Here is a 24,950-nt window from a genome sequence, read left to right as displayed (position 1 = left end):
TTTAGCCTTTCAGCCTTTATGCTGAAACAAAAGAAATCCCATTTCTCTTGCGAGAAACGGGATTCCATTATAATGAATTTTATCGATTTTTCGATAGGAACATGCTCCCCCGTCATGGGAAAGCGTGCTTGAATTAGAGCTGTGGACCAGCAGCAACAAGAGCCTTACCAGCCTCGTTAGTCTCGTACTTCTTGAAGTTCTTGATGAAACGAGCAGCCAAATCCTTAGCCTTCTCCTCCCACTGAGAAGCCTCAGCGTATGTATCACGTGGATCGAGGATCTTAGGATCTACGCCTTCCAACTGTGTAGGAACTACGAAGTTGAAGAATGGGATAGTCTTTGTAGGAGCAGCGTCGATTGAGTGGTCGAGGATAGCGTCGATGATACCACGTGTATCACGGATAGAGATACGCTTGCCTGTACCGTTCCAACCTGTGTTAACCAAGTATGCCTTAGCACCAGACTTCTGCATCTTCTTAACCAACTCCTCAGCGTACTTAGTTGGGTGCAACTCCAAGAATGCCTGACCGAAGCAAGCAGAGAATGTTGGAGTAGGCTCGGTGATACCGCGCTCTGTACCAGCCAACTTAGCTGTGAAGCCAGAGAGGAAGTAGTACTTAGTCTGCTCAGCGTTCAAGATAGATACTGGTGGCAATACACCGAATGCATCTGCTGACAAGAAGATAACCTGCTTAGCAGCTGGACCCTGAGAGAATGGACGCTGGATGTTCTTGATGTGGTAGATAGGATAAGATACACGAGTATTCTCGGTAACAGTCTTATCTGCGAAGTCAATCTTACCATCCTTAGCTACAGTTACGTTCTCGAGGAGAGCGTCACGTGTGATAGCACCGTAGATGTCTGGCTCAGACTCCTTGTCGAGGTTGATAACCTTAGCGTAGCAACCACCTTCGAAGTTGAACACACCCTCGTCGTCCCATCCGTGCTCATCGTCACCGATCAACTTACGCTTAGGATCTGTTGACAATGTAGTCTTACCTGTACCAGAAAGACCGAAGAAGATAGCAGTGTTCTCACCGTTCATATCTGTGTTGGCAGAGCAGTGCATAGAAGCCATACCCTTCAATGGCAAGAAGTAGTTCATCATAGAGAACATACCCTTCTTCATCTCACCACCATACCATGTGTTGATGATAACCTGCTCCTTAGAAGTTACGTTGAAGACAACAGCAGTCTCTGAGTGGAGACCCAACTCCTTCCAGTTCTCAACCTTTGCCTTAGAAGCATTGTAAACGATGAAGTCTGGCTCCTGATCGAACTCAGCCTCGTTCTGAGGACGGATGAACATATTTGTTACGAAGTGTGCCTGCCATGCTACCTCAACGATGAAACGTACCTTCATACGTGTATCCTTGTGTGTACCGCAGAAACCATCTACTACGAACAACTTCTTGTTAGAAAGCTCCTTCTTAGCGATCTCCTTAACGGCGTTCCATGCCTCTGGAGTAGCCTTGTGGTTATCGTTGTGATACTCCTCAGAATCCCACCATACTGTGTCGTGAGATGTAGCATCGTCAACGATGAACTTGTCTTTAGGAGAACGACCGGTATAGATACCTGTCATTACGTTAACTGCACCGAGCTCAGTCTCCTGACCAACCTCAAAACCCTCGAGACCTTCCTTAGTCTCCTCGTTGAACAATACCTCATAAGAAGGATTGTAGAGAACCTCAGTTGTACCTGTGATTCCGTACTTTGCTAAAACTGACTTATCAAACTTTGCCATTTTTATTAAATGTATTTAAGTTGTGAATTAATTCTTTCTAACTTTTAAGATGTTATTCTGATTTTCTTTCAAAGCCGCCGCAAAGTTACGAAAAATATGTTTCCCGACCAACTTTAGCTTATATATTTCCTGCATTTTAAAACCTTTTTAGGTTAAAGAAAATTAAATGAAAGGATTTCAGCCGCAATTTGGCACATAGACTTTGCAAATATTATTAACCCGATGCACTTTGGGGCGAAAAGTTACACCTTATTATATATAGCAAGCCAGACTTGCCACAGCCCAAAAAACTACCAACTGTCCAAATCGCACTCGGCCTCTATCCGGTTCTCCACCTTGTCATCAAGATGACTGAAGAAGTTGAGTCCCGTCATCTTTTCCACCTCATCTACCGAACGGGCATAATATTCCATTTTGTGGCGTCCTTCCACATTATTATAAATAAACCCGATGGACTTGGGCGTATCCTGTTTTTTACCTAAAGTGAGAACTACCTTAAAGAATGCATCGGGCACGGATACTTCATGTTCGCCTACCGTCTGGGGATTCTTCGAACGGAAGACCGGCCCCGACACGATATAGATCTTGCCATACTTACTGGCCCAGTCGCGACAGGCTTCCTCAAGATATTTCCAGTCACGCTGGTTCAAGTCGCCATTTTGCGGACAGATGTTCGTCATCAGGAAAGCCTCCTTCTGCGCCTTATACGACCACTTGTTGTCGCCTGCCGGACACATATGTCCACGCTGATAGCCACACTCTCCCTCGCGAATATCGTAATAAGCCGCACGTGGCTCAGGCACGTCCATATCTTCCATAAACTTATGTCCGCCACGGGAATACTCACCGTCGACATGATCGGCTGTAAGTGTCCACGCCACCCAGTTGGGATTGCGCGTCCCGGCATTGTAAGAAGTAATATAGGCATAACGGTTCAGGCGCTGTTCAGGAACCTTCTGCCCTTCGTTGAGAGGCACCATGTAAGCCTCATCCTCTGCCGAATACCAGGCGGAACTGTCGTCTTTGGGCTCGCTCTCAGCCTTCGTGTCCGACTTTTCTGCCAGGACTGTCTTATTGGCCGGCTTGACAATCTCTTTTTCCGAATCAAGCGATCTTCTGAATGCGAACCAGACGCTCGCCACAACGAGAACTACGACTAAACCTATCAGACGCTCTTTCAAACTTCTTTTCTTTCTACTCATGATGCAATATCTTTTTAGGCACAAAAGTACTACTTTTTTACAAAGAAAGCATAAAGAGGAATATATTTTTCAAAAAAACGACAACTTTTCTTTGCTTAATCTGCATTTTCGTGTATCTTTGCATAAGATAAGCTGCACTCGGCAATCAGAAAGTAAACTTTCATTGCGCTCGCTTGCAATATCTTTGCATAAAAATTGTACGATATGAAAATAATTAACCTAAGCGATCAGAACTCCATCATCAACCGCTATTTGGCTGAGATGCGTGACAAAGAGTATCAAAAGAACCGACTCCTCTTTCGCAACAACATCAAGAGAATCGGCGAGTATGAGGCTTTCGAGATTTCCAAAACACTCGACTACAAGCCCGAGAATGTAACAACACCTTTAGGCGTAGCCCGGGTAAACCTGCCTACCGATGATATTGTCATCGGAACCATATTCCGTGCAGGACTGCCTTTCCATGAAGGCTTCCTCAACATCTTCGACCACTCTGGAAACGCCTTTGTCAGCGCCTTCCGCGAATATACAGACAAGAACCATACCGAGGTGGGAATACACATCGAGTACTTGGCCACTCCAGAGATTGGCGACAAGACACTCATCATTGCCGACCCGATGCTGGCTACTGGTGGAAGCATGGAGTTAGGACTGAAGGCCATTCTCACGAAAGGCTCGCCCAAGCACATCCATGTAGCTTGTGTACTGGCAACTCCCGAGGGTATTGAGCACATCAAGAACACTTTCCCCGATGACAAGACCACTATCTGGTGCGCCGCCATCGACGAGGGACTGAATGAGCACAAATACATTGTGCCGGGCTTTGGCGATGCCGGCGATCTCTGCTACGGAGGAAAGCTGTAGAAATCAGAGAGCTCGCATTGTGTCAAGAAACGCAAAAATCTTCACCCTTCACCTTTTCTTTGGAAACCCCTGTGTTTATAGGCATTCCGAGCGAAAAGATGAAGGGTGAAGGGTATTTTGCGTAATCCATTTTTATTTTAAATACCGATGCCGACAAAATGTTCTTTTTAGCCTATAAAAATCTATGTTCTAAACTATCGAACTTATGTTCTAAACTTTCGAACTTAAGTTCTAAACTTTCGAACTTGTATCCTAAACTTTAGAACATAGATTTATAAACTAACAGAAAACAATTTGTATAGTATTAAAGTAATTGCTCGTGGCTATAGGAGTGCTGAGTTGTTATAAGTAAATATTACGAAGGGCTTTATTAGCATCTGCCCAAGCCTTTGGGCAACTTTACCCATAACGATGGGCAAAGTTGTTCATAGTTATGGGTAAAGTTGCCCATCGCAGTGGGCATGGTGCATAGTTGTACGTCTATATAAGTCATCTATTATGACCGATAAAGGTCGTCTATTATGACCGATGCGAGTCATCTATTATGACCGACGCTGGTCATAATAGACGACCCAAACCGGCATTCACTTTCGCAAGCACAAAAACACTTTAATAGTGGAACGAACTTCCGCCAAGAAACTCGCGCAACAGTGACGTAGGAGGCAGATTGTTGAAAGGAATGCCCTTAAAATACTTCAGGAACTTCAGCAGTCGGTAAGCCTCAGCATACTCGTCGCAGTTTTCGGGCACCTGCTCCAGCAGCGGTTCTGCCTGCATCTTGAGAACAGCCAACTCGTAGAGCATGGCCGTATTGAGCATGGCATCGGCATTCTCCTGGAAAGGGAAAATCCACTTGTTCTCGCCAGCACGTACCGACGGCCATCGGTGAATCGTATCCTGAGCCGAGACGCCACGATATTTGTAGTCGCGTATGATGCGGCGCAACAGACGGTTGTCGGTTGTCGGGATGTAGTTGTGATTATCGAGCAAAATAGTGGTAAGCGCAGAGGCATAGACACGGAAAATCTGCTCGTTGGGAATCTGGGCTGTCAGTTCGGGATTGAGCGCATGAATGCCTTCCACCACGAGCACATTATTGTCGTTCATCTTGAGTCGCTGGCCGCTCTTCTTACTCTTGCCGCTCTGAAAATCGTACTTAGGCAGTTCCACCTCCTCACCACGGAAGAGGGCATTAAACTGGTCGTTGATCTTCTGAAGGTCGAGGGCATAGATACTCTCATAATCATATTCTCCATTCTCGTCCTTAGGCGTTCGCTCGCGATCGACGAAATAGTCATCGAGAGAAATCTGCAGAGGTTTCAGTCCGTTGACAGCCAACTGTATGGAGAGACGCTTGCACGAAGTCGTCTTACCCGACGACGAAGGTCCAGCCAGGAGGACGAGTTTCACCCCAGGCCGTGCTGCTATCTGCTCGGCTATCTGGGCAATCTTCTTCTCCTGAAGCGCCTCGCTGATATTGATAATATCCGTGGCATGGCCCGCATCAACAGCCGCATTGAAGTCGCCCACTGTTCGGATGCCGATAATATCCTGCCAGTGATGATGCTCCTTGAAGATTTCGAACATCTTGTCCTGACGGGTTACCTCGCCCAGTTCATCAGGGTTCTTGAGCGACGGAATGCGCAACAGCATGCCGTCGTAATACTTCTCCAACCCAAAGAGATAGAGCTGCGAGGTGTTGGTGAGGAGCGTGCCATAATAGAAGTCTACGTATTCACCTATTTTATAATAGGTAGTATAGAGCGAGCCCGAAGTGCGCAGCAGCTTCACCTTCTCCACATCACCTTTCTCCTCGAAGAGGGCTATGGCGTCCTCGGTAGGCACCATATAGCGGCGGATAGGCATACGTGCATCCACGATTTCCTGCATTCGCTTACGGATGCAGTCCACATCATCGGCCGTAACATCACGTTCCAGTCGCACATCGACATAAAAACCATTCGACACCGGAATGTCGATCACCACATCATGCCCGGGATAAAGATCCTGCACAGCCTTGCAGAGCACAAAAAAAAGTGTACGAGTATAGGCTCTCGAGCCGGAGGAAGTGTGCATATCGAGGAACTCAATATCCTTGTTGTTGTAAACACGATAATGCATGCCTTCCACCTTGTTATTCACCTTGGCAGACACGGGCCCATGCTCCATTTTGAGGTTAAATGAAGAAAAAATATCAGAAAGTGTGCTTCCGTTTGCTACTTTCTGAGTTTTTTTATTATTTTTGCAGCGGATTTGTACTACTTGTTTCATTTTCGTTTCGATAGTGTTACAAAGTTAAACGTTCTCTCAACTTTCGGGTAAAATTACAAATAAAAAAGGAAACAACATGCTATTAGCAACTTAAATTAAATTAAAATATGTCGATTTGGATTTTTTTTAGGCTTATCGGAGCACTCGCCTTATTGATGTTTGGTATGAAGTCGATGAGCGACAGTTTACAGAAGATGGCTGGCCCACAGCTGCGCCATGTATTAGGAACCATGACCACCAACCGCCTGACAGGCATCCTCTCAGGAACACTCATCACTGCAGCCGTGCAGTCTTCTACTGCCACCACGGTGATGACAGTATCATTTGTCAACGCTGGTCTTCTCACCTTGGCGCAAGCCATATCGGTCATCATGGGTGCCAATATCGGAACCACCCTCACCGCCTGGATCATGAGTGCAGGCTTCTCGTTCAACATCACCGACTTTGTATGGCCGGCTTTCTTCTTCGCCATCATCCTTATCTATAGCAAGAAACGCAAAATCGTTGGCGACTTCATCTTTGGTATTTCCTTTATGTTCCTTGGTTTGGGAACTCTCCGACAAACCGGTATCGACATGGACTTGGCTCACAACCAGCCCGTCCTCGACTTCTTCGCAAGCTTTGATCCTCACAGTTTCAATACTACCATCGTCTTCTTATTGATAGGTAGCGTGCTTACCATGTGCGTACAGAGTTCGGCAGCCGTCATGGCCATCACGATGATACTCTGTTCCACCGGCGTACTGCCCATTTATCAAGGCATTGCCCTCGTGATGGGTGAGAACATCGGAACCACAGTAACCTCGAATGTGGCAGCCCTCACAGCCAACACGCAAGCCCGAAGGGCGGCCATGGCGCACATGGTGTTCAATTTCTTCGGTGTGCTGTGGATCCTGTGCGTGTTCCGTCCTTTCATCCATCTCGTATGCGGATGGGTGGGCTACGACGACGTGATGGAAAAGAGCGACCCGCACTTCATCGCCAATGCTGCCAAGCTGTCCTTTGTGCTTGCCGCTTTCCATACCACCTTCAATATCTCCAACACCTTCATCCTGGTATGGTTTATTCCACAGTTAGAGAAATTGGTGTGCAAGATCATCCGTCCTAAGAAGAATGCCGACGAGGACGACTTCCGTCTGCGCTTCATCCAGACTGGTATCATGAAGACACCAGAAATTTCTGTCCTCGAGGCACAAAAGGAAATCCACTCCTTTGCCGAGCGCATACAGCGAATGTTTGGCATGGTGAAAGAGCTCCTGGGCGAGACCAACGAAGACAAGTTTGTGAAACTCTTCACCCGTATCGAGAAGTACGAGGGAATCTCAGACAATATGGAGATAGAGATTGCCAAGTATTTGGATCAGGTGAGCGACTCACATCTGAGTGACGAGACCAAGGCTAAGATACGCGCCATGCTGCGTGAGATTTCAGAAATAGAAAGTATCGGCGACAGCTGCTACAACATAGCAAGAACCCTGAACCGACGCATCAAGGGCAAGGAAGACTTCATACCTTCACAGTATGAGCACATGCACCAGATGATGGAGCTTACCGACCAGGCGCTCACACAGATGAACATCACGCTCGTAGGACATAAGGTAGACAACGATGCCAATCTCTCGTTCAACATAGAGAACGAAATCAACAACTACCGAAACCAGTTGAAGAGCCAGAACATCAACGACGTGAACAACCACCTCTACACCTACGCCATAGGCACGATGTACATGGATATCGTACAGGAATGCGAGAAACTCGGCGACTATGTGGTAAACGTCGTAGAAGCCCGAATGGGCGTGCGTCAGCACGAGGCTTAAATCGCTACATTTCAGCCCCAAGAAGGTCATATCATCCCAGAAAACAGGATGATATGACCTTCTTTATTGAAAAAAAGACCTTTTTCCTTTGCCATGTGTACAAATAAGCGTATCTTTGCACCTTAAATTGCAATTTTATAAAGATTTAATGAAGATATTAGTGACGGGTGCGTCGGGATTCATAGGGAGCTTCATCGTAGAAGAGGCCCTCAGGCAAGGTATGGAAACATGGGCGGCAGTTCGCCCCTCCAGTTCCAGAAAATACCTGCAGGACGAGCGCATCCATTTTATCAACCTCAATCTTTCCTCCAAGGAAGAACTTATCAGCCAGTTAGACGGACACGAGTTCGACTATGTGGTTCATGCAGCAGGCGCAACGAAGTGTCTGCACGTTGACGACTTTTACCGCGTCAACACCGAAGGAACCAAGAACCTGGCAGATGCCATCATCGCGCTGAAGATGCCCATCAAGCGATTCGTCTTCGTAAGCTCACTCAGCATCTTTGGTGCCATACGCGAGAAGCAGCCTTATCAGGAAATCACAGAGCACGACACACCCAAACCCAACACGGCATACGGAAAGAGCAAGCTCAAGGCCGAACGCTACCTCGACAGTTTAGGCATAGGATTTCCCTACATCATACTGCGACCTACAGGTGTTTACGGACCTCGCGAGAAAGACTATTTCCTGATGGCAAAAAGCATCAAGCAGCACATCGATTTCTCGGTAGGCTTCAAGCGTCAGGACATCACTTTCGTATACGTTCAGGATGTGGTGCAGGCTGTGTTCCTTGCCCTCAACCATGGTAAGAACGGACGCAAATACTTCCTCAGCGACGGAGAAGTATATCAGTCGGAAACATTCAGCGACCTGCTTCACCACGAGTTGGGCGACACATGCCTCCTGCGCATCAAAGCGCCTATATGGGTGCTCCGCCTGGTAACCTTCTTTGGCGAATACATTGGAAGGATGACTGGCAAGATGTCGGCTCTTAATAACGACAAATACAACATTCTGAAACAGCGCAACTGGAGATGCGACATCGAGCCTGCTGTCGATGAGCTGGGATTTCATCCTCGCTACAAGCTGAAACAAGGCGTCAAGCTGGCCGTAGAATGGTACAAGAAGAACGGATGGCTGTAATGATGGGACAGAAAGACAGACTTTCACTACGACCTTCAGAAAAAACAACAAACAAGAATAGTGTGATAAAAGATTATTTCAAGATAGAGAAAAACCCGAAGAAAGGACTCCTGGCACTGGAATGGGTCATGTTGGGATATATGGCCATCACCGTGATAGCCATGCTCTTCACTTACACCAAACTGGTAAACCCCGAGTCTATGGTATGGGGACGCATCAGAGTACTGTTCATCACAGCAGCCATGTGGGCTGTATATCGCATGATTCCCTGCCGCATCACCAAGATGGCAAGAATCCTCGCCCAACTGTCGCTCCTCGCCTGGTGGTATCCAGACACTTACGAGATCAACCGCATGTTCCCCAATCTGGACCATGTTTTTGCCCAATGGGAGCAGTCGCTATTCGGATTCCAGCCAGCACTGGTGTTTGCCAAGAACATGCCCTGGGTCATCGTGAGCGAGCTGATGGACTTGGGCTACGTGATGTACTATCCCATGATGGTCATTGTGGCTTACTACTACTTCTTCTGCCGATACAGAGAGTTCGAGCGTGCCACATTCGTCATCTACGCCTCGTTTATCATCTATTATGTGATATTTATCTTCGTGCCCGTAGCCGGACCAACGTTCTACTATCATGCCGTAGGACTGAGCGACATAGCCAAAGGTGTTTTTCCACCCATGCACGACTATTTCAACTACTGCACCGACTGCCTGCCTACACCAGGCTATACCGACGGCATATTCTATCATCTCGTAGAAGACGCCAAGGCAGCAGGCGAGCGCCCCACAGCAGCCTTTCCAAGCTCGCATGTCAGCATCAGCACCGTATGCATGCTGTTGGCATGGCACTCGGGCAACCGCAAGCTCACCTACACTCTCCTGCCTTTCTACATCTTCCTGTGCCTGGCCACTGTATACATACAGGCTCACTACCTCATAGATGCCTTGGCAGGATTGGTGACAGGAGTAGCAGTATACTTCGGGCTGATGGCTGTATCGCGCAACATGACCGAGCACAACACCTCAACCGCCAAACTGAGTCAGAGATAATATACACATTATTATATATATTGCAAATGGGGAAGTTAAAGAATTTAAAGAAGTTAGAGAAGTTAAAGCCATATGCTTTACAGCTAAATATTCAATCAAAAAAGGCTGTTGGCTATAACTTCTAACGACCGAAGGGAGTGATAACTTCTTTAACTTCTATAACTTCTGAACTTGCTAAAGTTCAATTAATAACAAAACAAATAGAATTCATCTAGAACAATGAAGAAACTATTTATCGAAACTTATGGCTGCCAGATGAATGTGGCAGACAGCGAAGTTGTAGCCAGCATCATGCAAATGGCAGGCTACGACATGTGTGAGAAGGAAGAAGAGGCCGATGCTATCTTCCTCAACACCTGCAGCATCAGAGAGAATGCAGAGAACAAGATTTACCACCGTCTGGAAACTCTTCACGCCGAACAGAAGAAAGGACGGAAAGTAATATTGGGCGTGCTGGGCTGTATGGCAGAACGAGTAAAGACCGACCTCATCGAGAACCATTATGCCAACTTGGTATGCGGACCAGACAGCTATCTCAACCTGCCCGACATGATAGCACAGTGCGAAAACGGCAACAACGCCATCAACATAGAACTATCCAAGACTGAGACTTACCGCGACATCGTGCCTCAGCGAATCGGCGGAAACCGTATCAGCGGATTTGTAAGCATCATGCGTGGATGCAACAACTTCTGCCACTATTGTATCGTTCCTTATACACGAGGCCGAGAGAGAAGCCGTGATGCAGAAAGCATCCTGCGCGAAGTACGCGACCTGCACGACCGTGGTTTCAAGGAAGTAACCCTGTTGGGACAGAACGTCAACAGCTACGGTCTCTCTCCATCGGGCAAGCGCGAGGAAGGAAGCCTGTCCTTTGCCCAGTTGCTGCACATGGTGGCTCAGGCCGTGCCCGATATGCGCGTACGATTTACCACTTCCAACCCCGAAGACATGACAGAGGACATCCTGCAAGCCATAGCCAAAGAGCCCAACCTCTGTAAACATATCCACTTCCCTGCCCAGAGCGGAAGCAACAAGATTCTGAAGCTCATGAACCGCAAGTACACACGTGAGGAATATCTGGACAAGATAGCCGCCATCAAGCGCATCATTCCAGGTTGCGGCATCACGACAGATATCTTTGTGGGCTACCACGACGAGACTGAGGAAGACCAACAGCTCACCTTGTCGCTCGTCAAGGAAGTCGGCTTCGACAGCGCCTTTATGTTCAAGTATTCTGAGCGTCCTGGCACCTATGCAGCCAAGCATCTGCCCGACAACATATCAGAGGAGACAAAGATAGCCCGACTCAATGAACTCATCAAACTGCAGACCGAGATTAGCGCCCAGCAAAACAAGAAAGACGAGGGCAAGGAGTTTACTATCCTCATCGAGGGCTTCAGCAAAAGAAGCCGCGAACAACTCATGGGACGCACCGAACAGAACAAGGCCGTCATCATGGACAAAGGCAATCATCACATAGGCGAATTTGTGAAAGTACGCATCACAGGTTCCACCTCTGCTACACTCTTTGGTGAGGAAATAACAGAATAAAAACAAGAAAAACGCAAAAAGGCTTTGCGTTTTTCAATAAAAGCACTATATTTGCAGACTATGAAGGAATTCTTGCAAGTCTTACGACGCTTTGTGCCACCCTACAAGAAGTACCTGGCACTTTCTATCGTCTTCAATATCCTGTCAGCGATATTGAACATCTTCTCATTTGCAGCACTCATACCAATCCTGCAAATCCTGTTTCAGGTAGACGGAGGCATACGTGCCAACGACTACATGAGCTGGAATGGAGACCTTGGCAGCATCAAGGAAGTAGCTACCAACAATATGTACTACTACATCCAGGAGTTTATCGTAGAGTATAGTGCCTCTACGGCGCTTTTGGTCATCGGTCTGTTCCTGGCCTTCATGACATTCCTGAAGACTGGAGCCTACTTCCTCTCATCTGCCATGATTATTCCCATCAGGACAGGCATCGTGCGCGATATCCGAAACCAGCTCTACCACAAGATTACCTCCCTCTCGTTGGGATTCTTCAGCGAGGAGCGCAAGGGCGACATCATAGCACGAATGAGCGGCGATGTACAGGAAGTGGAAAATAGCATCATGTCGTCACTCGACATGCTCTTCAAGAATCCTATCCTCATCGTAGCCTACTTCACTGCTCTCGTCGTCATCAGCTGGCAGCTCACCATCTTCACCATCCTCTTCGTACCAGGATTCGGATGGTTTATGGGCTTTGTGGGCAGGAAGCTGAAAGCACAAAGTACAGAGGCACAGTCGCTGTGGAGCGACACTATGAGCATGGTAGAAGAAACTCTTGGCGGTCTGCGCATCATCAAGGCTTTCTGTGCTGAAAGCAAGATGAACGCAGCTTTCGCCAAAGTGAACGGATTGTATCGCGACCACATCATGCGAGTAAACATACGTCAGCAGATGGCACATCCTATGAGTGAGTTCTTGGGCACCATACTCATCGTCATCGTATTGTGGTTTGGAGGTATTCTCGTTCTCGACTACGGACGCATCGACGGTCCTACCATCATCTTCTATCTCGTCATGCTCTACAGCATCATCAATCCACTGAAAGAGTTCTCGAAGGCAAGCTACAACATCCCTAAGGGTCTTGCCTCCATGGACCGTATCGACAAGATACTGCAGGCAAAGATAGAAATCAAGGATAAGGAGAACCCTGCTCATATAAGTAGCTTTGAGCATCAGATAGAATTCCGCAATGTATCCTTCGCCTATACCGACCACCGCAACAACGAGTTGGTTTATGTGCTGAAGAACATCAACCTGGTGATTCCCAAGGGAAAAACCGTTGCCCTGGTAGGACAGAGCGGTAGCGGAAAGAGTACGATGGTAGACCTCATACCACGTTACTACGATGTACAGGAAGGAGAAGTGCTTATCGACGGTATCAACGTGAAAGACCTGGCCGTGCACGACCTCCGACAGCTGATAGGCAACGTGAATCAGGAGGCAATCCTCTTCAATGCTTCCTTCAAGGACAACATACGATTTGGCAAGACCGATGCCACAGAAGAAGAAATAGCCAACGCAGCAAAAATAGCCAATGCCTACAACTTCATCACACAGTCGGAACAAGGCTTCGATACAAATATCGGCGACCGTGGCGGACGTCTCTCAGGTGGCCAGCGCCAGCGTGTCAGCATCGCCCGTGCCATCTTGAAGAATCCACCTATCCTCATCCTTGACGAGGCTACATCAGCACTCGACACAGAGAGCGAGCGACTGGTACAGGATGCTCTTGAAAAACTGATGAAGACCCGCACCACTGTGGCTGTAGCCCACCGCCTGAGCACCATCAAGAATGCCGACGAGATATGTGTGCTCCATGAGGGACGCATCGTAGAAAGAGGCACTCACGAAGACCTGATAGCCAAGAATGGCTATTACCGCAAGTTGCACGACATGCAGCAGGTGTAAGCAAAAAAGAAACTAAAATAATGCTCAATGTTGAGTAACATTTTCGCAGAACAACAATGAAGAAAATATTATATGGCAGTGTATTCTGCATTTGGTATTTGATGTCTCTGCTGCCGCTGAGAGTGCTCTACATTCTCAGCGACGGCTTATATTACCTTATTTATTATTTGGTGAAATATCGTCGCCCACTGGTAAGGAAACACCTCTTCGACTCTTTCCCTGAAAAAAACGAGGCAGAGCGCATCAAGATAGAGAAGGAATTCTACTCCTGGTTCTGTGACTACATTGTAGAGACCATCAAGCTCTTCACGATGAGCAAGAAGCAAATCAAGAAGCGCATGCAGTTTGTAGGAGCCGAAAAGGTAAGAGAATCCTGCCAGAAAGGCCAGTCGTGCGCAATCTATTTGGGACATTACTGCAACTGGGAATGGGTTACATCCCTACCTCTTTGGGCTGGCGAGGACATTACATTCGGCCAGATTTATCATGTACTGGAGAACGAGGCTTTCGACAAACTCTTCCTCTACCTCCGCAACCGCCTGGGTTCCATCAGCATCCCTATGGCTGAAACTTTAAGAAAGATTGTTAAAATGCGACAGGAAGGTAAACAGATTGTCATTGGTTTCATTGCCGACCAGGTACCTTTTTGGAACAACATCCATTACTGGACCGACTTTCTGCACCATGACACTCCTGTGCTCACTGGTACAGAGAAAATAGCCATAAAAGCCAACTTTGCTGTATACTACTTGGATATGCAACGAGTGAAACGTGGCTATTATAAAGGAGAATTCAAACTATTGACCGACAAACCCAAAGAATGTAAGGAGTTTGAAATCACCGAGATGTATTTCCGCGAATTGGAAAAAACTATCCAGCGTCAGCCTCCTTATTGGCTCTGGACACACAACCGCTGGAAGCGTACACGTGAACAATGGCTTAAAGTTGTAGACCCATTGACGCATAAAATGAGAAGAGATCTACAATAATTATCAGAATTTATATTTAACCAGATAAAAAAGATGATATTTGTAACAGACAAAGGACGTATGTGTAACAATATCTTGCAGTATGGTCATGTTTACGCTTGGGCACGTGAGCATGGCAGAAAAAGCATTTCTATGCGTTTCTGCTATAAATACCAATATTTCAAGATATGCCACACTAAAGGCCATAACTTCCTGACTTATATAATAGCTAAATACGCTGCCAAGTGGGGACTGATAGCTACCGTGGACTTCAACGACATAGCCGAAGAGGCTATTGAAAGAGATGCTGCTATTGTAGCCCGCAACAAACACGTTCTGATTAAAGGCTGGTGTGTCCGTTTCTACGAACTCTTCATCAAGTATAAAGCAGAAATCATAGACCTCTTTTCCTTCGACAAGCCTATTCTGGATAAAGCCCAGGCCTTTATGGGCAAAAAGAAGATTGATGAGATTAGGCTTGGTGTGCATATTCGCCGAGGTGACTACAAGACATGGCATAATGGGAAATACTATTTTGAAGATGATGTATACCAAGATTACATTCAGCAGTTCCAGTCGCTGTTTCCAGATAAGCAGTTGACAGTGTATATCTGCAGCAACGATCCTGCCCTTGACAAGTCATTCTATCGTGATCAGCTAAAAGGTGCCACCATCGTATATCCACAAGGCGGTCAAGAAGATGACCTATGCCTGCTTTCGGAATGTGATTACCTGATAGGTGCTCCAAGTACATTCTCTCTGGTGGCAGCCATGTATCATGACCTTCCGCTATATTGGCTTGAAGATAAAGAGGAAAAACTCTCCATCTCATCTTTCGAAAAGTTCAATCATTTATTCCGTAATATCAGATAAACTATTTGTTATATGCCAAAAGTCAGCATTATTGTACCCAACTACAATTACCGCAAATATCTTCCTCAAAGGTTACAATCCATATTTGAGCAGACATTTACCGACTATGAAGTTATATTACTAGATGACTGCTCAACAGACGGCAGCCGCCAATATCTTCAACAATTTGCATCGCATCCCAAGGTAAGCCACCTTATCTTGGGTGAAACAAACACGGGCAACCCATTCGTACAATGGGAGAAAGGTATCGCTTTGGCACAAGGCGAATATATCTGGATAGCAGAAAGCGATGATTATTGCGATAAGACATTCCTACAAAATGCTGTGAGAATATTAGACGAAAAACCTCGTATCTCATTCACACATTGTGGGTCAATCCTAGTAGACCAGGATGGAAAGAAATTGGAACGTAATTATGATACCTGGCCTTTAGGTAAAGATAATGGCAAGACATACACCTATACTTCCCACCAATACCTAAAAGACTTCATGTTATATCATGATGAAACCTACAATGCCAGCATGACCGTCTTCCGCAAGAGCAAGTATCACCTCATTGATAAAGACTTTACTGCTATGCACTATTGTGGAGATTGGCTCTTCTGGATAAAAATGGCAGAGAAAGGTGATGTCGCCATCTTACACAAACGACTTAATCGGTTCAGGCGACATAGCCAAAGTGTTACAGTTCAAATAGATAGAAAGGAAAAGCAATTAGCAGAAAAGCTAATCATTTTCACCTATCTTTGGGATAAACTTATATTAAATGGATTTCAACTTACCTTATCAAAAGGTTATGTATATAAGGAAATCATCAGAACGAACATGGAGGCAAGCCGCAAGAAACAAACACTTGCCAACATGCGCAAATATGGAGTAACTAAGAAATGCTATTACTTGGAGCGCATTATCAAAACACTCTGCCAGATATTACATATTAAGCTAAGACTATAAAACAAGATAACAATGAAAAAAATAAAAGTTAGTATTCTTGTATCTACATACAATTGGCCGGAAGCATTAGAGTTTTCCATCAAAAGTATGTTTACACAAACCATTTTACCCGATGAGATTGTTATAGCAGATGATGGTTCTTCACATGAGACTACAGATCTCATTGAACGATTAAGAAATGAAACCTCCATTCCTATCAAACACATATGGCATGAAGACAAAGGATTTCGCAAAACTATCATACTAAACAAAGCTATTGCGCAAATTTCAGGAGAGTACATCTTACAAGTTGATGGAGATGTTGTCCTGTCACCTCATTTCGTAAGTGACCATCTTGAACTTGCAGAAAAGAACTATTTCGTATGTGGCAGTAGAGTGAAGCTATCTCCTAAAGTAACCAAACGATTGATGGATTCTAAAAAATTCAAGCTGAGCATTTGGAATATGCCAATTACGTTTGTTTTCAACAGTTTCCGTTCCAAGTTCTTACGCCATTTTATGGCAGAAAGATATGCTAAAAAAATAGACCACTTACGTGGCTGCAATATGGCCTTTTGGAAAGATGACCTAATTAAGGTAAACGGCTTCAATGAGGACTTAATGCAATGGGGACACGAGGATGGAGAAATTGCTTTTCGCCTTCATTTTGCTGGTGTCAAGAAGAAAGCTCTTAAAATGGGAGGAAATGTTTACCACCTTTACCACAAAGAGGCATCTAAAAATAACGAACAACGACACCTTGCAGAACTTGACAAAGTAAAACGAGAACACCTTTCATGGTGTGAAAACGGAATAGATAAGTATCTATCCTAAGATGAAGCAATAACACAATCAGCGTGAAGTGCCATTTCCAACACACTTCACGCTGATTTTCATTTTTCATTCTTACGATTCCTATCTTCCAGTATCTTGCTCACTGCCACAAATTGATAAATACCTTCATAACAAGCACAAATAAAGCCTTCTATTCCATCGCGGAAACCGCCCTTCTGTATGTAAGCTCTAAAAAATCTAACAAACGGACGATAAAACAAAGCACCTATTCCATAATTTCGGTCTTTCTTCTTTTCTATTTCACTTTCTGTATATTGGTTGATTTTAGCCATACGAGAAGAAATGGAATCGTCGGCAAGATGTACAAATGCCAAATTTTCATTGTTTGAAGGCAATTTATCAATTCGGCCTTGAATAATCGGATCTGCATGAATGATAGCAGGCCAAACAGTACCTTCCTTTATAAAAAAGCGAAGTTGGTAATCAGGATAAAAACAATGCATAAACCGACCCATAAACTTACTTTTTCTTGGAACATAATATCCCTGGGCAACATCTTCATGAGCTATCAAACCATAAAGATAATCCTTTAACTGCATAGGAACCAACTCATCAGCATCCACTACAAAGACCCATTTATGAGAAGCAGCATCAATAGCAGTTTGGCGTGCGGGCTCACAGATTTGATAGTTGCCACGCGGGAAGACAACAATCTTACATCCATATCGCTTTGCTATGTCGCAAGTATCATCGGTACTTTCCATGTCGCAAATCACTATCTCGTCGAAGTCTTTGACGGTTTCAAGCACTCGTGCCAAATGCTGCGAAGCATTGTAAGTATTGATTACTACTGATATCTTATTATTGCTCATATCCATTTTATCTTTTAATATTTTAATTTTCCCTTCTCAACCAGTCCAACACATACTGTTGCTTGATGCCATCATGGAATATCTGCGGATCGTTGTCAAGCGTCAATAGGTATTTGGGATAATTATCCGGTATGGCTTGCAAGGGTTCCAATTCTCGCTTCATTGTATCCTCATCCCTCACACTAAGTGAAACTTGATAATACGCTTTTCGCTCACCTTGAACAACAACGAAATCTATCTCGGCATCACCTATTTTTCCAACATAGATTTCTCCACCCCGACGCGCCAATTCCAAATAGACGACATTCTCCAACACATGCCCCAAGTCGCCACCCTTGGTACCATTGATGATACTGCGCAAACCAACATCCACAAGATAATACTTCTGTCCTGTCTTCAACAATTGCTTCCCCTTGGCATCATATCTCGGAACAGAATAAAAAATATAACTGTTCGTTAAGGCTGAGATATAGTTTTCTACAGTATGCGAAGCTATTTTTCTTCCCAAAGAAGTCATCGTGTCACTGATACGCTTGATGACGGATATATTGCCAATATTATCGGCCAGAAAACGAACAACGCTCTCCAGCATCATGACATCCGTTATCTTCCTGCGACTCACCACGTCTTTCAGTACTATCGTGTTGTACAACCCCGTAAGGTATTCACGCACCATCTCACGGTCATTTTTGATTTGCAAGACATAAGGGAATGAACTCTTCTCGATATATTCACGATAAGCTGCCTCAATATTCGCATCAGAAGGCATAGATTGGAGATATTCATTGAAAGAGAATGGGAACAACTTGATTTCTACATATCTACCAGTAAGTAAGGTTGCTATCTCACCAGACAAGAGATAAGCATTGGAGCCAGTCACATAGAGGTCAACATTATCTAATAAGAATAAGCTGTCTATCGCCTTTTGGAATCCATCCACCATCTGAATCTCATCAAAAAAGAGATAATTCATCTTTCCTGGACAAAGATTCTTCTTGACATGCGAGTACAAAGCCTTATAGTTGAGAAATGGCTCATTGTCCAAGTCTTCGAAGTTGAGTTCCTGCACCTGTTGTTCAGACACGCCTTCAACAAGAAGCTTCTCACGAAACATCCTCAAAAGAGAAGACTTGCCACAACGACGGATACCAGTCACCACTTTTATTATTTTCTTATCTCTCCATTTCTCCAGAAGAGACATATACTCTGTACGTTCTATCATAAGCAGAAAAAAAATGAATTACACTGCAAATATACAAAACTTTCTCAAGAAAAATGAAATGCACTGCATTTTTCTTTCGAAAATACATAAGATTTGCAGCGCGCTGCTATTTCAGTTCCTCTATTGGAAGGAGGTGCAAGAAGGATTAACATCCTTATCAGATAACAACCATATCCTTTCGTGCCTCAAAATCGGCAATAACCTTGATGATGCATTCCGATATGTCGCCCGACACATACGAGAAGTCCTTGCCGGTGCGGATGGCCTTGAGAAAGGAGAGGAGCTCATAGCGCAAGCCCTCGCCGTCCAACTGATAGAAATAACGCTTGTTGTTCTGCGGATTCTCGTATCTCACCTCAAAGTAATCGGTTTTCCACCAAGGAGCCGGCACATAGATATAGCCCTTGGTGCCTGATATGACAAGCGAGCCTTCCGACTTGACACCCTGCCCCACCTTGAGCGAGGCTACAGCATGAGGATAAACTAAAGAAATCTTCGTAAAGGCATCATACTTCTGATGCTCGTCTAAGAAGTGAGTGGCAATCTGCTTTGAGGTGAAACCTGTTCCCAACAACTGAAAGATGGGCAGGAGCGCTGTAGGACCCCATGCGCAGATGCTGTTCCATTCGTAAAGGCTCTTCTGAGAGTCTTGAGTCGGATCAAAATCCACCAGACTTGTACAGGTGGCATCTACAGAAATGATGTCGCCTATGACGCCTCCCTTTGCCAATAATAGAAGACGATAGTAAGCCACAGAATAAGCCGTCTTGATGGAATCCATGAGCACCAACTTCCTGTCTTTTGCCATCTGTCGCAGTTCTTCCCACTGCTCAGTCTCCATGGTGACTGGCGACTCACAGAGCACGTGCTTCCCCTTCTGCAGCGCCTCCTTGATCTGTGCATAATGCTTCTCGGGAGCCGAAATGACATAGAGCGCATCGCTGTCGTCGAGCAAGTCCTGATAGGATGCAGCCTGCTGGGATGGGCGCTTCAGACTGTCTGAAAGATAAGTGTCGTTCAGTGTAAACACCTTGCCCGACTCAAGTCCATTCACATACTGGCTCTCACGCTCTATCTTGTTGAGTATGGGCGACTCGCCCACCAGTCCTAAGCGCACCACTTGCTGCTCTGAGCGTATCTCTGTGCTCGACACGCCACTGGTCCTATCCAAATACACCACCTGACAATAGGCTTTAAGATAGTCGAACTTGCCTTTCCAGTCGGAGCCTACCGTAAAGATGTCGACATTCAGGCGCTTGATGTCGTCAATCTTCTGTCCCTCATATTCCTCGATGATAATTTCATCTGCCAGCCCCGTGGCTCTTACAGCCTCCACACGCTCCATGAGCGACTGCTGTACGTTGATCTTTCCACGTTCGCGGTCGAAGGTGTCGGATGTTACTCCCACGATGAGATAATCGCCCAAAGCCTTGGCACGCTCCAAGAGGCGAACATGACCGTAATGCAACAGGTCGTAGGTTCCGTATGTGATGACTTTTACCATTATTCTTTGTTTATGGAGTTTTTGTTCAGAGCAGTCCTTTTTGCTGCATGTCCTTGAGTGCATTCACCAAAGTGGTGTTGTCCTCGGGTGAGAGATGTCCGAGATGTCCCACACGGAACACCTTCTCTGCCATGTCTCCGCCATTAGGGCAAACCCAGATGCCATACTCATCCTTCAGTTTCAGGAAGATGTCGTAGGCCGACGCATGGAGCGGATGGAGCGGAGTGACAGCATTCGACATCGACTTCGACACGATGGTGAATGGCAAGTCCTTGATCTTGCTTCTGAAGTCTTCTGCCAACATTTTCATTCTGCGGTTCTCGCTCTCCACGCCTCCGTTGCGCTCTATCTCCTTCAGCCGGGCATTGATCTGCAACAATGTTCCGACTGCAGGTGTAAAGGGAGTCTGTCCACGCTCGCCATTCTTCAGGGCGTCCTTCAGGTCGAAGTACATCGACTTCACCTGGTTGGCTTCCACTCGCTTCTGAGCCTCAGCATCGAGAACGATAACCGATATGCCCGGAGGACAAGCCAGAGCTTTCTGCGAACCTGTTATCATCACGTTGACGCCCAATGCCTGCATGTCGAATGGATCGGCAAGGAACGAACTGATGGAGTCAACTGCCAAGAACATTTGGTTGCGATGACAGAAGTCGCTGATCATCTTTATGTCGTAGAGAACACCCGTTGAGGTTTCGTGCAGGTTGACAAGGAATCCTGTATAGCCTTGTCCCTCATAGGCGCTCAGCTCTTCGGCTGTCAACGGATTGCCCGTCTCCAACTTGATTTCGGTATAAGGAATGTCGTGTATCTGGCACAGTTGAACGAAACGATGACCGAAGCTACCTCCGTTCACCACCAACAGCTTGTCGACAGACGTGAAGCAATTCATCACCACAGCCTCCATCGAGGCAGTTCCCGAACCTGTGATAAACACCACGCGGGCATCATCAGAAGCCTTGGCAAACTCCTTCATCAGCCGTTCGTTCTCCTTCATGGTTTCTGAGAACTCTGCTGTTCTGAAATATGGAACCTGCTCAGCACCGATAGCTCTAACCTCATCGCTTGCCATGACAGGTCCTACTGTAAAATTAAGCATATTTTATTTATCCTTTTTTGATTCTTCCAAATGTTTTGATGCTGGTATATTTACGCCAAAGGTTCAGCTTCCTCTTCTTCGGCACGCCGTGGCGACGTATGTAGTCCTCAGCACCAGCTATCATGCGCTCGCACACCCTGCCGTCCAGATAGGGATCGTAGTTGTCTACTATCCACTGCCGCTTGGCTATAGCCTCAGGGTCGGTCAGGGCATGGTCGTAAGCAGCAATGAGCAGCGACGGCTCGGTGATGTTCTCCCAGTAGATGGCTTTCGAGATTGTGCCCAGCGTGATGACAGGACGCGAGAGCAACAGGAACTCATAGATGGTGGACGACGTGTCGCTGATGAGCACATCCGACATGAGCTGATACTTGGTGACATTCTCGCCCTTGTCGATGAAGATGACATCATTCCTCTGGCTCGCCCAGTCGCGATATTCGTCTACCCATTCCTGTCGGGTCAATGGATGAAACTTCATCAGCACCAAGGCATTTCGCTCCTCTGCCAGTCTGCCGAGCTGTTCCTTGATGTAAGGCAGCGATGTAAGCTTGGGCGAGAAAGTGGGCGCATAGAGAATGATGGTTTTCTTGCCACTCTGGCTGAGCAACTGCTCACGCTCGGCATCATACTTATGCAGATTGGCCTTGATCCAGTCTTGCTTGGGCCATCCTGTCTCAAGCACCTCGAAGTCGCCATACTTCTTCGACAAAGCCTTAAAATGTGAAGTGAAATAAGGACCCTGTGTAAAGTATGTATCGAAATATCTGCGTATAATCCAGTGGTCTTTCTTCTCGGCAGCATAGCCATGAAACACCTGTATCTTGACTCCAGGCAGATAGTAGGGGACGATGTTTCCCGGCACGTAGATGGCATCGGGAGAGAAGTCGTAAACCTCCTGTATTGAGCCTGTCCATCTCACCTTATCGGCATACTCAAACTTGTCTATCTTGGGCTGATGAATGTACCACAGCACCTCGTGCGGCAAGTGGTTGGCTGTCACGTATTCCTGTATCGGGTTGAGAATGTCGATGGCATACTTGTTCTCACAAAACAGAACGATTCTCATATCTTTGCTTTTTCTTGTTGTTTACTTCTTTTTGTTGTTCTCATTGGCATACACCAGTCGGTTTTGCGTCATTCGCTCCATGTACGACTGTATGATGGCTTTCACCTGACGCTCCATCTCCTGGCGCACCTTGGGTTCCTTGTCTGCCACGTTGTTCTTCAGCAACAGGTCGGTGCGGAAACGATACATAGCCTTGGTCTTCTGTCCGTCCCACTGCAACAGATAGTCACCCTTCACATACTGATAGAAACCATTGATGTAGTTGACAGCCCATGTGTCCTTGGCTGGCGTGGTGAGCAGGTCGATGCCGAAGCCCACATACTTCTTGTCGTAGCCCAAATAGCTCAGTACCGTAGGCATGATGTCTATCTGCTGGGCGATGGCATCGCGCATGCCAGGCTTAAATTCACCGCTCGGGTCGAAGAAGATGATAGGCGAGCAGAAACCACCTAAGTCGGTCTGATAGTATGCATGGTCGCTCAAGTTGGTGTGGTCGGATGTAATCACAAAGAGCGTATTCTTATACCAAGGCATGGTTTTCGCCTTGTTGAAGAACTTCCGCAGGGCATTGTCGGTATAGCGTATACATTTGTGGATGACGATACCTTCCTCAGGAAAAACCTTCTTATACTCATCAGGTATGACATACGGATGATGGGAAGAGGCTGTAAAGAGAGCCGTCATGAAAGGCTGCTTCATCTCGCCCATTTTTGTGGCGTAAAACTGCATGAAAGGCTCGTCCCAAATTGCCCATGTGCCATCAAAATCCTTGTCTCCATCAAAGCGCTTGTCTGCATCATATTCTGTACGACCGAAATAATCCGTAAAACCTGTGGTGCGGGCAAAAGCCTGAAAGCCCATCGAACCATTCTCGGCTCCGTGGAAGAAGGCAGAATAATAGCCCTCCTTCTTCAGTTCGCCAGCCAGTCCGCTCACATTGTTCATCGAGGCAGGCGTCAGGAAGAATGGTTCCACAAACATTGGAATGCTCGACAAGATACTGGGCATTCCGTCGATGCTCTTTCTACCATTGCAATATGAGTACAGATAAGTGGCACTATGCTGCATCAGCGAGTCAACAAAAGGTGTATAACCCTTATACTTGCCACCATCGAGCCACTTATTGAAGCCGCCAATATATTCTCGTCCGAAACTCTCTATGATGATTACCACAACGTTCTTCTTGCGCTTAACAAGCGTATCAGAAGGATGATGGATAGGCGAATAGATGGCATTGAGTTGCTTTTCTGTATAGTAGTTTGGCACCTCGAAGATGGGCTTGTCGATGGTACGGATAATAGAAAAAGGAGTGTTTAATACAATAGCCGCTTCTTGCGGGCGCTCCACATACTGGTTGGCATTGCTGATGGTGATGGGACGCACGGCTGTAGTGAATCCACCTCGCATACCTGCAACACAGAAAGGCACGAAGACTGCCAGACAAACCGTCTGCACGGCATAGTATCTTGCCATAGGTTTCAACCTGTAAGGGCGCTTCACAGCCTCAGGACGCTCGCCCTTGGGCATGCGGTAGAAATACCACAGTGCAGCTATCAGCACCACGCCGATGAGCACTAAATACCAATGGCGCAAAAGCTCTACGCCGAAGATGCTACCTAAGTTGTTCTCGTTCTTGAACTCAGAGAACACTGTTCCTGTGGTGCGACGGGTTGTGTACTGAAAATACACACAGTCGGTCAGATTGGCCACTATGCTCACGGCATTCACCACGACAAACACCCATTTGGCTACCTTCTGATACAGGGCACTCTCCTTGTAGTGGATGGGGAAAAGCATCAGGAGCGCATAGAGTGCGTTGGTATAAAGAATGGCAGAAGTGTCGAAGAACCAGCCGCCCACGAGCATCTCGCCAAAAGCCTGCCAGGTAAGCGAGTCGGAGAACATACTCCAGTTGACTGCCAGAAACACCAGGCGGCATATTTCATAAACGATGTATACAATCGCCATATTGATGACGAAACAGAGTGGCGAGGTAAACAAATTTCTCTTTAATCTCACGTTTGTGTTATTTTAGCTGTTTATTACATGTTGT

Annotated in this window: 19 protein-coding genes; 10 read left to right on the top strand and 9 right to left on the bottom strand. The window is 46.2% G+C overall.

What is annotated here, in order from left to right; genetic code table 11:
* Nucleotides 1-133: 133 nt before the first annotated feature.
* On the bottom strand, nt 134-1,747 hold the full coding sequence (gene pckA / locus F7D20_RS03540; RefSeq protein WP_022121513.1) for a phosphoenolpyruvate carboxykinase (ATP): 1,614 nt from the start codon (nt 1,745-1,747) through the stop codon (nt 134-136).
* 290 nt (nt 1,748-2,037) lie between these two features.
* Nucleotides 2,038-2,949, bottom strand: coding sequence for a DNA/RNA non-specific endonuclease (locus F7D20_RS03535; RefSeq protein WP_158462874.1), 912 nt, complete (start codon nt 2,947-2,949; stop codon nt 2,038-2,040).
* A gap of 204 nt (nt 2,950-3,153) precedes the next feature.
* On the opposite strand from F7D20_RS03535, the gene upp reads away from it, so the two are divergent.
* Nucleotides 3,154-3,813, top strand: coding sequence for a uracil phosphoribosyltransferase (gene upp / locus F7D20_RS03530; protein ID WP_158462873.1), 660 nt, complete (start codon nt 3,154-3,156; stop codon nt 3,811-3,813).
* 609 nt (nt 3,814-4,422) lie between these two features.
* Here the strand turns inward: upp and F7D20_RS03525 are convergent.
* Nucleotides 4,423-6,084 carry a nucleoside kinase gene (locus F7D20_RS03525; protein ID WP_158462872.1) on the bottom strand — a complete coding sequence of 554 codons (1,662 nt, stop codon included), beginning with the start codon at nt 6,082-6,084 and terminating at the stop codon, nt 4,423-4,425.
* A gap of 107 nt (nt 6,085-6,191) precedes the next feature.
* On the opposite strand from F7D20_RS03525, the gene F7D20_RS03520 reads away from it, so the two are divergent.
* From F7D20_RS03520 to F7D20_RS03480, 9 genes are all read left to right on the top strand, one after another.
* Nucleotides 6,192-7,901: a Na/Pi cotransporter family protein gene (locus F7D20_RS03520; protein ID WP_158462871.1), complete on the top strand. Its 1,710-nt coding sequence runs from the start codon at nt 6,192-6,194 to the stop codon at nt 7,899-7,901.
* A gap of 148 nt (nt 7,902-8,049) precedes the next feature.
* Nucleotides 8,050-9,045 carry an NAD-dependent epimerase/dehydratase family protein gene (locus F7D20_RS03515; protein ID WP_158462870.1) on the top strand — a complete coding sequence of 332 codons (996 nt, stop codon included), beginning with the start codon at nt 8,050-8,052 and terminating at the stop codon, nt 9,043-9,045.
* 2 nt (nt 9,046-9,047) lie between these two features.
* Nucleotides 9,048-10,097 carry a phosphatase PAP2 family protein gene (locus F7D20_RS03510; protein WP_158462915.1) on the top strand — a complete coding sequence of 350 codons (1,050 nt, stop codon included), beginning with the start codon at nt 9,048-9,050 and terminating at the stop codon, nt 10,095-10,097.
* 219 nt (nt 10,098-10,316) lie between these two features.
* Nucleotides 10,317-11,651 (top strand): tRNA (N6-isopentenyl adenosine(37)-C2)-methylthiotransferase MiaB, encoded by a 1,335-nt coding sequence (miaB, locus tag F7D20_RS03505; RefSeq protein ID WP_158462869.1) that lies wholly within the window; start codon nt 10,317-10,319, stop codon nt 11,649-11,651.
* A gap of 60 nt (nt 11,652-11,711) precedes the next feature.
* The gene (locus F7D20_RS03500; RefSeq protein ID WP_158462868.1) at nt 11,712-13,565 is read left to right on the top strand and encodes an ABC transporter ATP-binding protein; all 1,854 of its coding nucleotides are present in this window, start codon (nt 11,712-11,714) and stop codon (nt 13,563-13,565) included.
* A gap of 56 nt (nt 13,566-13,621) precedes the next feature.
* Complete coding sequence (locus F7D20_RS03495; protein WP_158462867.1) at nt 13,622-14,554, top strand: lysophospholipid acyltransferase family protein; 933 nt, start codon at nt 13,622-13,624, stop codon at nt 14,552-14,554.
* Nucleotides 14,555-14,587: 33 nt separating this feature from the next.
* On the top strand, nt 14,588-15,406 hold the full coding sequence (locus tag F7D20_RS03490; RefSeq protein ID WP_158462866.1) for an alpha-1,2-fucosyltransferase: 819 nt from the start codon (nt 14,588-14,590) through the stop codon (nt 15,404-15,406).
* 12 nt (nt 15,407-15,418) lie between these two features.
* Nucleotides 15,419-16,360 carry a glycosyltransferase family 2 protein gene (locus F7D20_RS03485; RefSeq protein WP_022252484.1) on the top strand — a complete coding sequence of 314 codons (942 nt, stop codon included), beginning with the start codon at nt 15,419-15,421 and terminating at the stop codon, nt 16,358-16,360.
* A 12-nt stretch (nt 16,361-16,372) separates the two neighbouring features.
* Nucleotides 16,373-17,173, top strand: coding sequence for a glycosyltransferase family 2 protein (locus F7D20_RS03480; protein ID WP_158462865.1), 801 nt, complete (start codon nt 16,373-16,375; stop codon nt 17,171-17,173).
* Between the two features lie 59 nt (nt 17,174-17,232).
* Here the strand turns inward: F7D20_RS03480 and F7D20_RS03475 are convergent, their stop codons facing one another.
* The 6 genes from F7D20_RS03475 to F7D20_RS03450 form a co-directional block, all read right to left on the bottom strand.
* A complete protein-coding gene (locus F7D20_RS03475) occupies nt 17,233-18,006 on the bottom strand; it encodes a glycosyltransferase family 2 protein (RefSeq protein WP_022252482.1) in 774 nt (257 codons plus the stop codon).
* Between the two features lie 22 nt (nt 18,007-18,028).
* Nucleotides 18,029-19,228 (bottom strand): ATP-binding protein, encoded by a 1,200-nt coding sequence (locus tag F7D20_RS03470; RefSeq protein ID WP_158462864.1) that lies wholly within the window; start codon nt 19,226-19,228, stop codon nt 18,029-18,031.
* A gap of 157 nt (nt 19,229-19,385) precedes the next feature.
* Complete coding sequence (locus F7D20_RS03465) at nt 19,386-20,732, bottom strand: adenylyltransferase/cytidyltransferase family protein (RefSeq protein WP_158462863.1); 1,347 nt, start codon at nt 20,730-20,732, stop codon at nt 19,386-19,388.
* A gap of 25 nt (nt 20,733-20,757) precedes the next feature.
* On the bottom strand, nt 20,758-21,831 hold the full coding sequence (locus F7D20_RS03460; protein WP_158462862.1) for a pyridoxal-phosphate-dependent aminotransferase family protein: 1,074 nt from the start codon (nt 21,829-21,831) through the stop codon (nt 20,758-20,760).
* A gap of 7 nt (nt 21,832-21,838) precedes the next feature.
* Nucleotides 21,839-22,897: a CDP-glycerol glycerophosphotransferase family protein gene (locus F7D20_RS03455; RefSeq protein WP_158462861.1), complete on the bottom strand. Its 1,059-nt coding sequence runs from the start codon at nt 22,895-22,897 to the stop codon at nt 21,839-21,841.
* A 21-nt stretch (nt 22,898-22,918) separates the two neighbouring features.
* Nucleotides 22,919-24,865, bottom strand: coding sequence for an LTA synthase family protein (locus tag F7D20_RS03450; RefSeq protein WP_158462914.1), 1,947 nt, complete (start codon nt 24,863-24,865; stop codon nt 22,919-22,921).
* Nucleotides 24,866-24,950 lie beyond the last annotated feature (85 nt).

The sequence above is a fragment of the Segatella copri genome, from assembly GCF_009495355.1.
Classification (GTDB): Bacteria; Bacteroidota; Bacteroidia; order Bacteroidales; family Bacteroidaceae; genus Prevotella.
Note: the sequence above shows the minus strand (reverse complement) of the source record. Positions and strands in the feature narration are given on the sequence as shown.

Excerpts from the sequence above, each read along its gene's own strand:
- pckA (WP_022121513.1), bottom strand. The coding sequence starts at position 1,747 with ATGGCAAAGTTTGATAAGTCAGTTTTAGCAAAGTACGGAATCACAGGT.
- F7D20_RS03535 (WP_158462874.1), bottom strand. The coding sequence starts at position 2,949 with ATGAGTAGAAAGAAAAGAAGTTTGAAAGAGCGTCTGATAGGTTTAGTC.
- upp (WP_158462873.1), top strand. The coding sequence starts at position 3,154 with ATGAAAATAATTAACCTAAGCGATCAGAACTCCATCATCAACCGCTAT.
- F7D20_RS03525 (WP_158462872.1), bottom strand. The coding sequence starts at position 6,084 with ATGAAACAAGTAGTACAAATCCGCTGCAAAAATAATAAAAAAACTCAG.
- F7D20_RS03520 (WP_158462871.1), top strand. The coding sequence starts at position 6,192 with ATGTCGATTTGGATTTTTTTTAGGCTTATCGGAGCACTCGCCTTATTG.
- F7D20_RS03515 (WP_158462870.1), top strand. The coding sequence starts at position 8,050 with ATGAAGATATTAGTGACGGGTGCGTCGGGATTCATAGGGAGCTTCATC.
- F7D20_RS03510 (WP_158462915.1), top strand. The coding sequence starts at position 9,048 with ATGGGACAGAAAGACAGACTTTCACTACGACCTTCAGAAAAAACAACA.
- miaB (WP_158462869.1), top strand. The coding sequence starts at position 10,317 with ATGAAGAAACTATTTATCGAAACTTATGGCTGCCAGATGAATGTGGCA.
- F7D20_RS03500 (WP_158462868.1), top strand. The coding sequence starts at position 11,712 with ATGAAGGAATTCTTGCAAGTCTTACGACGCTTTGTGCCACCCTACAAG.
- F7D20_RS03495 (WP_158462867.1), top strand. The coding sequence starts at position 13,622 with ATGAAGAAAATATTATATGGCAGTGTATTCTGCATTTGGTATTTGATG.
- F7D20_RS03490 (WP_158462866.1), top strand. The coding sequence starts at position 14,588 with ATGATATTTGTAACAGACAAAGGACGTATGTGTAACAATATCTTGCAG.
- F7D20_RS03485 (WP_022252484.1), top strand. The coding sequence starts at position 15,419 with ATGCCAAAAGTCAGCATTATTGTACCCAACTACAATTACCGCAAATAT.
- F7D20_RS03480 (WP_158462865.1), top strand. The coding sequence starts at position 16,373 with ATGAAAAAAATAAAAGTTAGTATTCTTGTATCTACATACAATTGGCCG.
- F7D20_RS03475 (WP_022252482.1), bottom strand. The coding sequence starts at position 18,006 with ATGAGCAATAATAAGATATCAGTAGTAATCAATACTTACAATGCTTCG.
- F7D20_RS03470 (WP_158462864.1), bottom strand. The coding sequence starts at position 19,228 with ATGATAGAACGTACAGAGTATATGTCTCTTCTGGAGAAATGGAGAGAT.
- F7D20_RS03465 (WP_158462863.1), bottom strand. The coding sequence starts at position 20,732 with ATGGTAAAAGTCATCACATACGGAACCTACGACCTGTTGCATTACGGT.
- F7D20_RS03460 (WP_158462862.1), bottom strand. The coding sequence starts at position 21,831 with ATGCTTAATTTTACAGTAGGACCTGTCATGGCAAGCGATGAGGTTAGA.
- F7D20_RS03455 (WP_158462861.1), bottom strand. The coding sequence starts at position 22,897 with ATGAGAATCGTTCTGTTTTGTGAGAACAAGTATGCCATCGACATTCTC.
- F7D20_RS03450 (WP_158462914.1), bottom strand. The coding sequence starts at position 24,865 with ATGGCGATTGTATACATCGTTTATGAAATATGCCGCCTGGTGTTTCTG.